The following is a 14,366-nucleotide window of genomic DNA, read 5'->3' on the forward strand; positions in this document are numbered from 1 at the left end:
CCCCCCCCCCCCCCCCCCCCCCCCCCCCCCCCCCCCCCCCCCCCCCCGCTTGGCGGCGGCGACGAGAGGCGGGGTTCGCGGGCGTCGGCGGATGCGCAGACGCTCCCGAGACCGTTGGTTTCCGGCCCGGTCATCACCCGAAAGAGATTCCCCGACGGGTGGCATTCGCTTTCCCTCCTTGTCGGTTCGGCTCTCTCTGGGCCGCGTTCATGCTAGACTTCCCCCGGTTCGACAACACAACACTGATCTGGCATCTACGATGCAAACTTTATAATACGGCTTGAACTCCGATCTGTGGGCGAGTAAAATACCTATTTCGGCGAGATTTTAGCGATGATTACTTCATTTTCAGGAAAGGCCGAGCGATGACCGACGATTCGGCTTCGCTGCGGGACCGAATCGAGACGCTAGAGCGGCGCGTCTCCGAGCTGAGCCGCGCCGCCGTGCGCATCGGCGCGAGCCTCGATCCCGAAGCGGTCCTGCAGGAGGTCGTTGACAGCGCCCGTGCGCTGACCGGCGCGCGCTACGGCCTGATCGCGACGGTGGACGAGGCCGGCCGGCCCCGGCGCTTCGTCGGCTCCGGCATCACGGCGGACGAGTACGGGCGGCTCAAGGGCTGGTCCGACGGGCCGCGGCTGTTCGGGCATCTGGCCGGGCTTCCGGGCGCGCTGAACTTCGACGACATCCCCGGCTACCTCGGGCACCACGGGTTCGGGACCGGCGTGCTGCCGTACGGCAGCGCACGGGGCGCGCGGATCGATTCCCGCGGTGCGTGCGTCGGCTACCTGTTCGTGATCGACAAGGAGGACGGAGGCGGGTTCACGGCCGGGGACGAGGAGGTGCTGCCGCTGTTCGCATCGCAGGCGGGGACGGCGATCGCGAACGCACGCGCCTTCCGGGACGAGCGGCGGGCGCGGGACAGGCTGGAGGCGCTGGTCGCCACTTCGCCGGTCGGCGTGGTGGTGCTGGATGCGGGGACCGGCGGGGTCGTGTCGATGAACCGCGAGGCGGAACGGATCGTCGCGGGCCTCAGGGTCGCCGGCCGCTCAGTCGAGGAGCTGGCCGGGCTCGTCACCTGCCGGCGGGCGGACGGGAGCGAGGTCGCCCTGGCGGACTTCCCGCTGGAGCGGCAACTGCGGGATGCCGAGACGGTTCGCGCCGAGGAGATCGAACTCGCCGTGCCCGACGGCCGGAGCGTGAGGACGCTCATCAACTCGACGCCCATTCACGGACCGGACGGCGAGGTCGAGTCGGTCGTGGTCACGATGCAAGACCTGGCCCCCTTCGAGGAGCTGGAGCGGATGCGGACGGAGTTTCTCGCGATCGTGAGCCACGAGCTGCGCACGCCGCTCACCTCGATCCAGGGCTCGGCGGGCGCGGTCCTCCGCGCCGAGCCGGGGTTCGCCAAGGCCGAGATGATGCAGTTCTTCCGCATCATCGAAGAGCAGGCGGCCCGGATGAGCGGTCTGATCCGGGACCTGCTGGATGCGGGACGCATCGCGACCGGCACGCTGTCGGTCTCGCCCGAACCCTCGGACGTGGCGCCGCTGGTGGACGTGGCGCGGCGGAGCTTCGTGAGCGGCGGCGGTCGGCACCGGGTCGCCGCCGACCTGCCCGAGGACCTGCCCCGCGTGATGGCCGACCGGGAACGCGGCGTTCAGGTCCTGAGCAACCTGTTCTCGAACGCGGCGCGGCACTCCGCCTCCTCGTCGCCCATCCGCGTCTCCGCCCGGCGCGACGGCGGCCACGTGGCGATTTCGGTCTCCGACCAGGGCCGGGGCATCGCGCCGGAGCAGCTCCCGCACCTGTTCCGGAAGCACTCCGGCGGCGACGGCGGGACCCGCGGTCCCGGGAGCGGCCTCGGCCTGGCCATCTGCAAGGGACTGGTCGAGGCCCACGGCGGGCGGATCCGGGCGGAGAGCGCCGGGCCGGGCCGGGGCTCGTGTTTCACCTTCACGGTCCCGGTGGCCGAAGAGGCCGTGGCGCCCACCGGGATACCGCCGTCGGCCCGAAGCCCGGGGGTGATGCTCCAGGAGGGGCGGGAGCCGGTGACGGTCCTCGTGGTGGACGACGATCCCGAGGTGCTCCGCTACGTCCGCGACGTGCTGCGCGCGGCCGGCTACGCGACCCTGTCGACGGGCGATCACCGGGAGTTGGCCGGCCTGATCCGCGCCGAGAAGCCCCACCTCGTCCTGCTCGACCTGATGCTGCGCGGGACGGACGGGATCAAGCTGATGGAGCAGGTTCCCGAACTGGCCGATCAGCCGGTCGTGTTCATCTCCGCCTACGGGCGCGACGAGACGGTCGCCAGGGCGCTCGAAGCCGGGGCCGCCGACTACATCGTCAAGCCGTTCTCGCCCACGGAGCTGACGGCGAGGGTCCGGGCGGCACTGCGGGGCCGCGGCGCGCCTGCGCGCTTCGAGCTCGGGGCGCTGTCCATCGACTACGACACGCGACGCGTGACCGTGTCCGGTCGCCCCGTCAAGTTGACGGCCACTGAGTACGAGGTGCTGAGGGTGCTGTCCAGAAACGCGGGGCGGGTCTCGACCTATCGCTCGCTGCTTCGCCAGGCGTGGAGCAAACACCCCGGCCGCGTCAATCCGAAGCTCGTGCACGCCGTCGTGCAGACGCTCCGCCGCAAGCTGGGCGAGGACGGGTCCTCGGCAGCCTGGATCCTGAACGAGCGCGGGCTCGGTTACCGCATGCCTGGGCCCAAGTGCAGAGGAGGGCCGTGAGGTCGGGCCGCCGTTGACGAGTCTTGTCGCAACCCCGACCGCTCCGCTGCCGCCCGCCGCCCGGGAGTTCGGTTCGACCGAGGACCGGGATGCCGCTCGGAGCCGCGCAATTGACCTCCGCCGGTCATGGAGCCTCGACGAAACGTCCCCCAGAGGCAAGGCACACCGCGTCACTAACGCCTGTACAGCGTGAGGTCGCTAGGGGCGGCTCTGGGGGTCATGGGCGTGGCGATCGGACACCCGCCGTGATGGCTACTGGTTCCCGTGATTCGAGGGTCACAGCGGAGGTTTCCGCTGTTGCGAGGGTGGTGGTTGCGCGCGGCGCTGATATATCGATGATGGGCCCCGTGGTATCGTTGAGCACTAGCGACCATCCAACCCGGAGGACCACCTATGACGACGACCATCGAGAGGCTCCGCGCCTTGGCCCGCGATCTGGCTGGCGAAGCCTGGGACTACAAGCGCCGCCACCTAGCCGCGCAGGCGCATGTCCGCCGGAAGGCCGCCAAGAAGGTGATGAAGCAGGCTGACGCGATCCAACGTGAGGATGCCATCTTCGAAGACCCACCAGAAGACACAGACATCCCGCCGCGGGATCCCTTCCTGCGTCGGGCGTGACATTGTCGCAGGGTCCGGGGGGCGCAACCACGAACCTGATGAGTCCATGTCGCCCCTAAACCGGGGGTCGCCTTCACGAGGAAAACGCTACATGAGCATCACACTTCGTCCAGTGTATCACGCGGCCGATCCGCCACCGCCAGACAAGACCTTTACCCCAGAGAGGATGGCAGACCTGGCCAAGGGCCTTGAGCGAGCGATAGCTAGGATCGAGGCATGGGGTATCGATGTGCAGGGGGGAAGTCGGTTGCGGAACACCGTGAAGCTCCTTCAGGAAGTCGCGTCCGCCGGGGAGTTTCCCGAGCCGCGAGAAGACCTGCTGAAGATTGCTCAGGCGGCCGTCGACGCTCAGGAGTTCATCATCATCAGGGGCATGCTGCCGCAGGAACGGTTGGATCCAACGGCCAACATCCTTAAGAAAGCCGTTGGCGGAACCATCGGAGTGACTCCGCATGAGGCGTACCAAGCTCAGAGCGAACTCTGGGTCGGGGCGGCTCTCTCCTGCGCCAGTGTACCGCTTGGCGTATTGACGAACCCACAGGGTCCGAATCCCGACTACATCGTTCGGAAGGGCACGCTGAGGTATGCGATTGAAGTCAAGAGGATAGCAGAGGGTAAGAGCGTCAAGAACCGTGTTTCGAAGGCGGCCAAGCAGACCCGGGACAGTCGCTATCATGGGAGCGCGCTGTACGTCGACCTGACCGACTGGCTGCCTTCAGCTATCACCGTCCGCTTCGCTTCCGGCCCGCCCGATCTCGAAGGCCCTCGGACCCCGATCGCCAAGAGAATAGATCGGCTTCGGCAGGAGATCTACAGCGACCAGTCGCATCGGATCCGGCCACGACGGCTACACCTCCTTGCCGTAACCGCATTTGCTCGATTCATCCACTGGGACCTTACGGACTTGTCGCAAATGCACCTAGCCCGGTACGTCGCTCCACTGTGGTTCTGGCGGGGGGCCAAGACGCTCAGGTATCACCGAGCTCGTTGGCTTGCGGAGTTGCTCCCGAGCGCAGCGGGGAACATCGGGCTCCAACACCTTGGCGCCCACGAGATTAGTTTCCACAATCAGGTCAGCTGACCAACGCCCCAGCCCCCGGTCAATCCCCAAATGCGGATCGGGCGGGCGCCTGTGCAGCGTGAGCATTCGGGCGGCGCTGGAGGGCATCGGCGTGGCCAATCGGACTCCTTAACGGTGATGGCACCCGAGGTGCGAGAAGGAAGTCTGGTTTCCGCGGTCGAGATCCATAGCGAGGTGTTCAGCGGCTGCTGGCTTTGGTGGTGAGGGAGCCCCCAGGCTGTCGCGCCATACGCTCAGCCGGCGGGGCCGCCCAACTCGGGGTGACGGAGGAGGACGCTACGCTAACAGACTGAGAAAGCTGGAGAAGACGTTGAACAGCGCGAGCAGGTGCTCGCAGCCCGCCGCCGCCGACAGCTCCGTCAGACCGGCCTTGTCCGGTCGGCTGTTCCTCTCGCATCTTCTCTGGATCGAAGCGGTCTTCCTGTTAGGGTTACTAGCGTCTGATGCCACACTCGGACCAAGCGCCCGGGAGACACGACGATTCGGAACCCTCCAACTTTTCCTGGCAACCCCTGGCCGCCCACCAGAGGCCAATCAAAGCGAGAAGGGACGATGATAGGAACGCCCAAAGGTCTGGCCACTCTCGCGCTCCTAAAGACTCGGTTCGATGAGGGACGTGACCACTTGGAACTCGTCGAGCCGTTTGTTGGAGACGCCGTGATCCACTGCGGGCAGGACTCGTTTCTCCCACAGGACATAGCCTCACAGGTCCTGCATCGGTCTGGTCTTGTCTTGCCGTCGGACACGGTCAAGACCGTCCTTGGGCGGTTCTCTAGGAGAGGGAAGCTTCGTCGGGAGGGAGGGCGGTTTTTCTACGCCGGTGGACTCGCGGACCCCGGGTTAGACGAGGTACGATCAAACCAGGAGGCTAAGAATGAGATCTTGGCGGGTGCGTTCTCGGGTTATGCCGACAAGCAGGGAGTCCTTCTACGTCCTGATGAAGCACTCACGGTTTTGGCGCAGTTTATCACTGACAACAAGGCACCGCTCCTTCTCGAGCAGGGATTGCCGGGATCGTCCCGACATGGCTCTGCGCTAGATCGGAGGATTTCCCGGCTCGTTGCAGCGTTCATAACAGAAGAAGCCTTAGAGTCTGAGAACCTCGCTGCGCGACTTCAAGCGTTGACAGAAGGTCTCGTACTCAAGGACACGTTGCTCCTGCAGGACGTGAGTTTCCCTTCCCAGCGTTTTCGGAACCTGACTGTACTTCTAGATACACCGATCTTGTTGTCAGTATTAGGGCTCAACGGCGAAGCGAACAGGTTGGCCACGGCCGAGTTTTTGTCATTGATTCGCGAAGCCGGTGCGATCACGGCAGCTTTCGATCCAACCGTGAGCGAAATACGGCGGATACTCGCCGTCTATGAGGATCGGCTCGGCAGGCCTGGAGGACACCTTGAGCTATATCCTACAGAGTTGACCAATCACATTTTGACACAGCGGATGGCACCCAGCGATATCCGGACCATATCGGCCATGCTCGAGAGACACCTATCGAGGCTCGCGATTCAAGTACGGAAGATGCCTAACCGGGACCGACGTTTCACTTTGGATGAGACGGTTCTTGCAGAGGCATTGGCGGGAGAGACAGATAACTCTGAAACCCCGCGCATCCGTCACGACGTGGACGTCATTGCGGCCACATTGACTCTCCGACGGGGGCGGATTGCCACCTCGATCGAGCGCGCAGGAGCAGTCTTCTGTACAACCAGCGGTATGGTGATCAAGAAGGGGCAGCAATGGTATCGAGATCAAGGCGAGGCCGGGATCCCCCCGATTGTGCACCAGTACGCTCTCTCAAGTATCGCGTGGTTCAAGAAACCACAAGCTGCATACGGGATCAAGATGCACGAGTTGGCTGCTTTGTGCAGATCCGCGCTCCGGCCAAACCGTGAAACATGGGGTAAGTTCATCGTGAACTTGCGGGAGTTGTGCGACAACGAGGAAATCACGAGCGATGAGACCGTGGCCGTGGTGGCGAGTGAGCTTACTGAGCCACTTCTTGCAAGAGTGGAGGACAGCGGCGAACCAGACGCTGACACGATTCACGAGGCGATCGAGCGTGTAATAGGCAAGTACCGTGCAGAGGCCACCCAGGAGTCCCGGGAAGCGATCAGGGAGGCACGCAGCGAGACGGAAGCTGCCCGGGAGGCAACAGAAGTGACTAGACGGGCCCTCAGCGAGGCGGAGGCAGAGGTTTCTGCCGCCCGGGAGGCGACGGAAGCGACCAAGCGGGCCCTCAGCGAGGCGGACACGGAGAGATCTGCTGCCCGAGAGGCGAGCGGGAAATGGAGGGCCGTGGAGATCGCGGCCACCCTTAGGGGCCAAAGGGTAGGGAACTTCGTAGCTTGGTTGCTCTTCTCAATTCTTGCGGGACTGACTGGAGGCGCGGCACTTCACTCCATTCTCGATGTCGTCTTCGATCTGGTATTGGTGGGCTGGCTGCAATCGGCCGCGCGAGTCGTGGCAGGCGTGGGAATCTTGGTGGGGTTCTTCTCTCTACTGGGCGGGGCCAGCTTGCTCAGCGTTCGGCAGTCGGTGTCGGAGCATCTGGCTCAATGGATTCGGGACAAGTTGATCCGATTCTCCGCCGGCGAATCCCGGTCGATCACTCGACCACGGGGTACAGCACGGTGACCAGCTGACACCGGGTCTTCGTTGAAGCGAGGCTTGGCACGATGAGTTGCGGGAGGTGCGGTTTGACGGCTGGACGGAGGGGCCACCGAGCGGGCGCGCATCGGGCATTCGCCTGTGCAGCGTGCGGTCACGACGGCATCAGCAATCCTCATCGTCGAAGTCCGAGTTGCTAGAGGCCACCTTCGGGCCGTTTCCGAGCACGTAGCTGAACCGGAAGCGCTGATTCGCGTGGTTCAGGAGTCGCCGGAGCACTTCAGCGTCATCGGCTCCCCTAGCTCCGGCGAGTACGGCGCGCTGGGCGTTGTGAAACAGCGAAGGGTCAGAATGCAACCCCCGGCCCGGGTGAGCGCGGCTCGAGCGTCATGCGAAGACCGTAGCGCGGGCGAAGGGTAATCCCGCCTTGCGCTTCAAGCCGGTGTCCGGGCGCCATACGCAGGCGATAGGCGCGGGCGATGGTGGCAAGCACCATGCACGCCTCCATCATGGCAAAGCCCCTACCGATACAGATGCGCGGCCCGCCGCCGAAGGGCAAATACGCGAAACGATGACGTGCTTTGACCCGATCAGGTGTGAACCGCTCGGGATCGAAGCGTAGCGGATCCTCCCACAGCCTCGGATTGCGGTGGGTGAGGTAGGGACTGATCGTCACCACGCTGCCGGCACGAATGGCGTGCCCCCCGACCTCGTCGTCCGCGACCGCCACGCGATTGAAAGCGTGGCCCGGCGGAAACAACCGCATCGCCTCCTGGATGACCATTCGGGTATAGGGCAGCGCTTGGACGTCAGCGAACGTCGTCTCCCCTTCGCCCAGCACACGGTCCACCTCGTCGTGCAGCGCGCGTTCGATGCCGGGATGTCGCGACAGCAGGTACAGCGTCCACGTTAGGGCCAGCGCCGTCGTCTCATGTCCGGCGGAGAAGAACGTGAGGACCTCGTTGCGGAGCTGCCGGTCCGTCATCCCCTCGCCGGTCTCGTCGTCGCGCGCGGCGAGGAGCAAACCCAACAGATCTTCAGGACCGTGCTGGGTGGCGCGTCGTGAAGCAATGATGCCGTAGACCATCCGGTCGAGCCGAGCCAGCGCTGAGCGGGTGCGGTGCGAGCGCCATCGTGGGATCCATGCCGGGAGGCCGAGAAGGTCAAGCGGATTCGGCGTGCCCAGGGACGCAAGGAGTGTCGTCATCGCCCGCCCCAGCTCATCTATCGAGTTGGCAATCTGGCTGGAGAACAGCGCCTCGGCGACGATCTCCATCGTGAGCGACATCATTTCGTGGGCGATGTCGAGGCGTTCTCCCCTCTCACACGGCGTGCGCCAGCGTTCGATGCGCTGCCGCGCGCGACGCACCATCACATGGGCTGCCTGCGCTAGGTGCTGGTGATGGAAGGCGGGGGCCATGATGCGGCGCTGGCGGCGCCAGAAGTCGCCCTCGCTGATCACCAGGTTGTTGCCCAGAGCCCACTCAAGAATCTGGCGGGCAAGGTGTCCCTTGACATAGTTCTGGCGGTTGGTGACGAGGATGTGCTCGATGAAATCGGGTTCATTGAGGAGAACGAAGTTGTGAAAAAGAAGCCGTACTTCGCTGAAGTCGGCGACGAAAGAGTCGCGGGTGTACACGGACAGTTGGTTGTCGCGCAGCAAACGGAGGAACTGGATCAGATTGACTCTCTCAGCCAGCGGTTCGGGTACAACGCCTGGTTCGTAGGCGACTGCGGGGTGAACTGCCGTCATCGTCGCGTCAACTCCATCTGGACGGCTGGAGCCTCCAGAAGCAGCGTGTTGCCCCGCTTCCTCGGGACGAGCCGAATGAGTCTTCTCATTGTAATTTAGTCGGGAACCAGGATCACGTCAGGCAGCCGACCGGCGAACCGCAACGCGACGCGGTGCCGACCACGAGGGTCTTCCGCTGCCGCCCTCTGGCCGCTCAGGCGACACTTCGGCGGGTGATGGCTTGGCGCAGACCTTCCAGCAGACCCTCCAGGTGCGCCATGCGCTCCCGGAGTTCCCCGATCTGGGTGTCCACATGTCTACGGAGGTTAGCAACCTCACCGCGCAATTCCTTCAAATCCTGACGTGTGGCGCGAGTCTGGACCAGGATGAGACTCCCCAGGGGAATGAGGATGGAGGCGATGAGGGTCAGGAGTTGTTCGTTGGTCATTATCCTGGCCGACATGTCGCAGGGCGCCCCGCAGCAGGATCTCGGTGTATGCTGCCAAGGAGTGCGTCACTTTGCCTAGGTCCTCCCCCTTGGCACCGGGCGCGAGTCGACGCGCCGCGGAACAATCCACACTCCACTCAGCCTTGGCTTGGCTGCGGTACACGGCGTCACCGTAGCTCTCGATCTCTGTGAGGAATGCTGCAACCGTGGAGACTGTCGTCATTTGCTTCCTGTCCTCGGGTGCCCCAACCGACTCACGCCCGAGATTCTGTTGGGCCGCGAAGCCACTTCTCTGTCGGCCTCATCCAGAGCTTGGCGCTGGCATCGAACCGACATTCGGGGAACATCAGCAGCACGGGTCGCTACGCGTCCCACTGTCGCGATCCCGACCACAGGCGGTAGACGGGGCAGCCACTCCCGGGAAAACGATCAGACACGTCGTCGTCGACCATGCGGAAGCGAGCATTCTGTACGAGTCGAGATCGGTTTCGGGGAGGTTCCGAAACACTCAGGTCGGATTCGGCCTGTGTGCTCCAATCGACGGCCCCACCGCCTTGAGGGTGTCGACGAGTGCGTCGATATGGCGCTCGCTCGTTCGCCCGTTGGTGATGCAGGCTCGCAGCACTGTTCTGCCCTCGAAGACTGCGGTTGATACCCAGAACCGGCCGTCCCGGCGAACGGCATCGACGTAGTTCCGAACGGCCTCATGGCCTTCGGGCGGCACGAGACATGCGACCGCCATGGGAGAGTCGTTCACGAGCGACCAACCGTCGCGCTGCAACCGCCGCGCGAGTCTGTCCGCCAGTCGAAGGGCGCGTTCGACATGGCCGGCGTATCCCGTCCAGCCCGCTGCTGCGAGTGCAAGGAACAGCCGCAGGCCGACGAATCGGCGCGACCACTGGCTCGAGTTGACGAAGAAGTCCTTGGCCGTGTCGCTTCTGGGCATGTAGCTGGCGTCAACCCGGAAGACCTGACCGGCCACATCCGGTCTGGAGGTCAGGAACATGCCGGCTCCCATGGTCGTTGCGAACCACTTGTGGGCGTCGATCGTGATCGAGTCCGCTCGCTCGATGCCCTTGAGAGCACCGCCGGTATCGCTTGCGATCAGCGCACCACCCCATGCCGCGTCGACATGGAACCACATGCCGTGCTCCCTTGCCAGTTCGCCGCAGCGGGTCAACGGATCGACCATGCCCGCGCTGGTGGTGCCGGCCGTCGCCGCGATCATGACAGGCATGCGACCGTTGCGGATGTCCGTCGCGATCGTTTCGGCCAAAGCACCGGGGCCCATGCGTCCTCGCCCATCGGTCTGGATCAGCCGGACCGCGTTGCGCCCGATGCCCCCGGCGTGAGCGATCTTCAGCCATGCCAGATGGCTCTCCTCCGACACATAGAGGCGCGGCGGACGGGCGAATGCCTGCAAGCCGTCATCACCATACGCCGGACATCCTGCCTGAAGAGCGCAGAGCATTGCCGTGAGGTTCGCTTCCGATCCACCGCTTGTGAAGTGCCCGCCCGACGCATCCGGCATGCCGGCCCTGCGCGCCACTTCCCGGATCACATGCAGTTCGATCTCCACCGCCGCCGGCGCATGCGAGTGGACGCAGACTTGGGGGTTGAACAAGGAGGCGATGCGGTCGGCGCACTCGGAAGCAAACGTCGGCGCAGGGTTGAACAGGCCAAGATAGCCCGGATGCGTCACCTGTACCGTGCCGGTCTCGAGCCCCCCGATCACCCATTCCATCACGTCCGCCAGCTCCCTGGGCTGGTCAAATTCCATGTTTCGCAGCTCCCGGAGCCACTCGCCGGACGGACCATCGGGCACTACGTCGCGCGACGGCAAAAGACGCCGCGCCGCGACCAAGCGTTCGGTGAGCGCGTGGTCCGCCGCCGTCAGGGAATCATGGTCGGGGAACAGCGAATCGTGCGTCATGGCACGCCCCCGGCCTGCCCCATCTCGGTGCGGCCGATGGATTGCCGGCTCGCTTCCCACGCCAGCATGCAGCGTTTCCGCGTGACGCCCCCGGCGTAGTTGCCCGCGATCCCCCCCGCGCGGATCACGCGATGGCATGGGATGAGGAAGGCGATAGGGTTTCTACCAACCGCGCTCCCCGTCGCCCGAGCCGCCTTCGCGCTACAAACCTCTTCGGCCACGCGACCGTAGGTGACGACCTGCCCGGGCGGCACGCGCAACAGCGCGCGCCAGACGGCCAGTTGGAAGTTGGTCCCGCGCACATGGACGGTCAGCGGGCGGCTCTCAGCTTCGAAGGGCGCCGAGAAGATGGACCGCGCCAGTGTCGTTGCCCTCGATTCGTCGCGTTCGAGCGACGCCCGCCCCCAGGCCCGGTGGAGAGCCTCCTTCTCAGTGGCGACATCCCCGTCGGCGACAAACCCAACCCGACAAACGCCGCGCTCGGTCCAGGCGACGAACACAGGCCCGAACGGTGACTCCCCGGTGCCGAAGTGGATCGTCAGCCCCGCACCCCTGCTCCGGTACTCTCCCGGCGTGACGGCTTCCACGGTTACGAAGTGATCGTGCAGCCTGCCCGGCCCGGAGAGCCCGCTGCCATGGGCGGCCGCGAGCACGGGCTCGGAGCTGTCGAGCAGCTTCTTGGCGTGCTGAACGGTGAGAAACTCGAGAAAGCGCTTGGGCGTGACGCCGGCCCAGCGCGAGAAAAGCCGGTGCAAATGGCTTTGGCTCAGACCGATGTGCGTCGCCAACTCCGCGAGTTCCGGCTGGCGCTTGCGATGCCGGGCCAGATAGCGAATGGCCGCCTCGATTCGGTCGTAGTCGGTCGTGTTCATGCGAGACTCCGGAGATCATCGATGGGAACCTCCAGTAACTTGAACACTCCTAATGCTTGAAATCGACCCGATCCTTGCCATGCGATGGCGACGCGGAAGGCTGCCCGCTGGCGTTGAGTGGTTTCCAGCGCAACGAACCGCCACCGCGCCCCGGGTGGCGCGGGCGACCAATGGGGGCCATGGCGCCGGGTGAGATTGAACGGTTCCGGCACGTCGGCGGCCTTCCCAGCGGAGGACTGACGGTTGTGGAGCGACCTGCCGGGGAAGATGACACGGGCATGTCCTATGCCGATTGTCCCCGCTGCCGATCCAGGCATTTCGAAGGGCTGGGTCGCTCTGGGCCGCGGCCTTGACGGCCGACCATCGGTATCGCGGGCGGCTTCCCAAGGCGATCCGGTACCCGACCCCTAGAGCGCCCCATCGGGCCCTCGCCTGTGCAGCATGCGGTCGGGTGGCGGCCAAGTGAGGACATTGGGCTGGTCTTCGGAGGCCCGACGATCCCGCCTTCGCGACGACTGCTTCGGTCCTGACCTCGACCGGCCTGCGCGCCCTCGGCACGGGAGATCCGCGGGGGGGCCTCCTCATACGTTCGATGGGTCTGACGAGTCCCCGCCGGACCAGGTAGGCCCGGCCTCCCTTCGTCGTGCAATAGGTCGAAAGAGACTCCGCGCGCGGTCTTTTGCGCACGAACCCGCGGCGGATCAACTGGTCGATGTAATGGCGACTACCGGATGGCGGCGGGGTGGAAGACAATCGGACCGGCCACACCGAGCGTCGATCCTTCGCCTACGTCACATTCCACGCTGCGGCGTCATGCAGGTGCAGTATGGGCTCCGAAAGCAGGTCCCAGCGGTTCTGGCAGGCACGCAGGTTCCGCCGAATGCTCCGATCGCGGTGCGGCAGCGTCTTCGATCGAATCGGCGGCATGTCTCGGGTACACGGGGAAGTTGGGCAATCTCCTGGTGCCGTCGCGCTTCGGGACGCGGAACCATGACGGCCGCCTTCGTGGTCTTGGCGCCGACCGCCACTCGTTCCCGGTCTGGTAGCCGGAAGTCTCCACCAGGCCCGAAATCCCGCCCGAACCCTACTCGCCTGCTCGAATCGATGGCGATTCCCAAGCGGCCCGCCACAACTGGGGGTGGCTGAACCTCGGAATTAAGGGGTTGACAAAGTCTCTTCCACCCCTAAACGTTCAAGTGGAGCCGGAAGTGGTGCCCGGAGGGGTTCTTTTCAGAGCCTTGGTGCCGCGACTGGCTCCCGCTTTTTAACTCCTCAAGCGTGGGGGCGGAACTTCGTCTTCGTAGACGAAGTGTTCCTTCCCCATCGTCCGGATTCCCCACGATTTTCTGCCGTCGTCGTCTTCCCAGTCGAACGTCTTCTGTCGGACGATCTCCGCATACCTCTTGATCATCGCCAGGTAGGGATCACCGCGCGGCTCCTGTCGATCCAGGCCGCGCTCGTAATACACTCTCAGTATGTAGGCACAGAAGTCGGCTAGCTTGATGCCTGGCGTGATTTCCGAGTCCACAAAGAGGACCCCGGGTACGATCCGCGTCATCGCCTTCCCCGCAGCGGATCGGAACAGGAAGTTCGAGAAACACTTGTCGAGCCTCACGTTCTCGGCGGGGTCCCGCCCGTCAAAGACCACGGTCGCCATCCGACCGGTCTCCTTCCTCTCGATCAGAGCATCGACTCTTTCCAGGAGCCATTGGTGTTGCGGCTGGAGGCGGTCCTCTCCGCGGTAGATCGGCCTGTCCGGCCGCTCCATGACCATCGCGAAGATCGTAACGTCCAGATTCCGGATGAGATCCATCACCGACTCCGAGTACTCGCGTTTTTCGGGCGACCTCAACGCACTCCGGTTGAGAAAGACAACGGCTTTGCCTTCGCGCTCAGCCCTCCGGAGCCTCGCCGTACTGGGTATACTCGCCTCGAAATCCTGCATGAACCGATGGAGCGCCCCTGTGACCTGCCTCACGTCCTCGCGCTTCAAGCATACGGCGACATCCACCGGGCGGCTGTGAGCGTCCTTCGGGTGCGGGTGGCCGGATTCGTCAATGTAGACAAACAATTGGGAATCTCTCGTTGGAGGCACATCGTCGTCTGGCTCTCTCACAAGGAAGGGAAAAACGACGCGGAAGGTCAAGGCTGATTCGAGCGCTACCGCCCCCTGCGGAAGTCGCCGCTCATCCGTTGGTCCTCTGCTCGGCGGCCCAGGTGCGGACATGGGCACGGCCATGGGAGACCTGATGATGAGCGCGCTTCGCAGATTCTAGACCCCAGCCTGACCGGCGGGTGTTGATGGATTTATATCTTGTTGTGGTCGTTGATCTTATG

The 14,366-nt window shown here is 64.6% G+C and carries 9 protein-coding genes; 4 read left to right on the forward strand and 5 right to left on the reverse strand.

What is annotated here, in order from left to right:
• The first annotated feature begins 365 nt into the window (after positions 1-365).
• The 4 genes from OXU32_16755 to OXU32_16770 all read left to right on the forward strand — a co-directional run bounded on the left by OXU32_16755 (position 366) and on the right by OXU32_16770 (position 7,071).
• Positions 366-2,735 carry an ATP-binding protein gene (locus OXU32_16755; protein ID MDE0075607.1) on the forward strand — a complete coding sequence of 790 codons (2,370 nt, stop codon included), beginning with the start codon at positions 366-368 and terminating at the stop codon, positions 2,733-2,735.
• A 393-nt stretch (positions 2,736-3,128) separates the two neighbouring features.
• Complete coding sequence (locus OXU32_16760) at positions 3,129-3,353, forward strand: hypothetical protein (protein MDE0075608.1); 225 nt, start codon at positions 3,129-3,131, stop codon at positions 3,351-3,353.
• Positions 3,354-3,444: 91 nt separating this feature from the next.
• Entirely contained in the window at positions 3,445-4,434 is a 990-nt protein-coding gene (locus OXU32_16765) for a hypothetical protein (GenBank protein MDE0075609.1), read from the forward strand.
• 552 nt (positions 4,435-4,986) lie between these two features.
• Positions 4,987-7,071: a hypothetical protein gene (locus tag OXU32_16770; protein ID MDE0075610.1), complete on the forward strand. Its 2,085-nt coding sequence runs from the start codon at positions 4,987-4,989 to the stop codon at positions 7,069-7,071.
• A gap of 319 nt (positions 7,072-7,390) precedes the next feature.
• Here the strand turns inward: OXU32_16770 and OXU32_16775 are convergent, their stop codons facing one another.
• From OXU32_16775 to OXU32_16795, 5 genes are all read right to left on the reverse strand, one after another.
• Positions 7,391-8,797, reverse strand: a complete 1,407-nt coding sequence (locus tag OXU32_16775) for a cytochrome P450 (GenBank protein MDE0075611.1) — start codon at positions 8,795-8,797, stop codon at positions 7,391-7,393.
• 193 nt (positions 8,798-8,990) lie between these two features.
• Positions 8,991-9,224: a hypothetical protein gene (locus OXU32_16780; protein MDE0075612.1), complete on the reverse strand. Its 234-nt coding sequence runs from the start codon at positions 9,222-9,224 to the stop codon at positions 8,991-8,993.
• Between the two features lie 508 nt (positions 9,225-9,732).
• Entirely contained in the window at positions 9,733-11,157 is a 1,425-nt protein-coding gene (locus OXU32_16785) for a pyridoxal-dependent decarboxylase (protein MDE0075613.1), read from the reverse strand.
• Positions 11,154-12,029 (reverse strand): bifunctional helix-turn-helix domain-containing protein/methylated-DNA--[protein]-cysteine S-methyltransferase, encoded by an 876-nt coding sequence (locus tag OXU32_16790; GenBank protein ID MDE0075614.1) that lies wholly within the window; start codon positions 12,027-12,029, stop codon positions 11,154-11,156. Before OXU32_16790 ends, OXU32_16785 begins: the two co-directional genes overlap by 4 nt.
• Positions 12,030-13,293: 1,264 nt before the next feature.
• Positions 13,294-14,175: a DUF3800 domain-containing protein gene (locus OXU32_16795; GenBank protein ID MDE0075615.1), complete on the reverse strand. Its 882-nt coding sequence runs from the start codon at positions 14,173-14,175 to the stop codon at positions 13,294-13,296.
• Between the last annotated feature and the right edge of the window lie 191 nt (positions 14,176-14,366).

This window comes from Gammaproteobacteria bacterium (genome assembly GCA_028819075.1).
Taxonomy (GTDB): Bacteria; Gemmatimonadota; Gemmatimonadetes; order Longimicrobiales; family Gaopeijiaceae; genus BD2-11.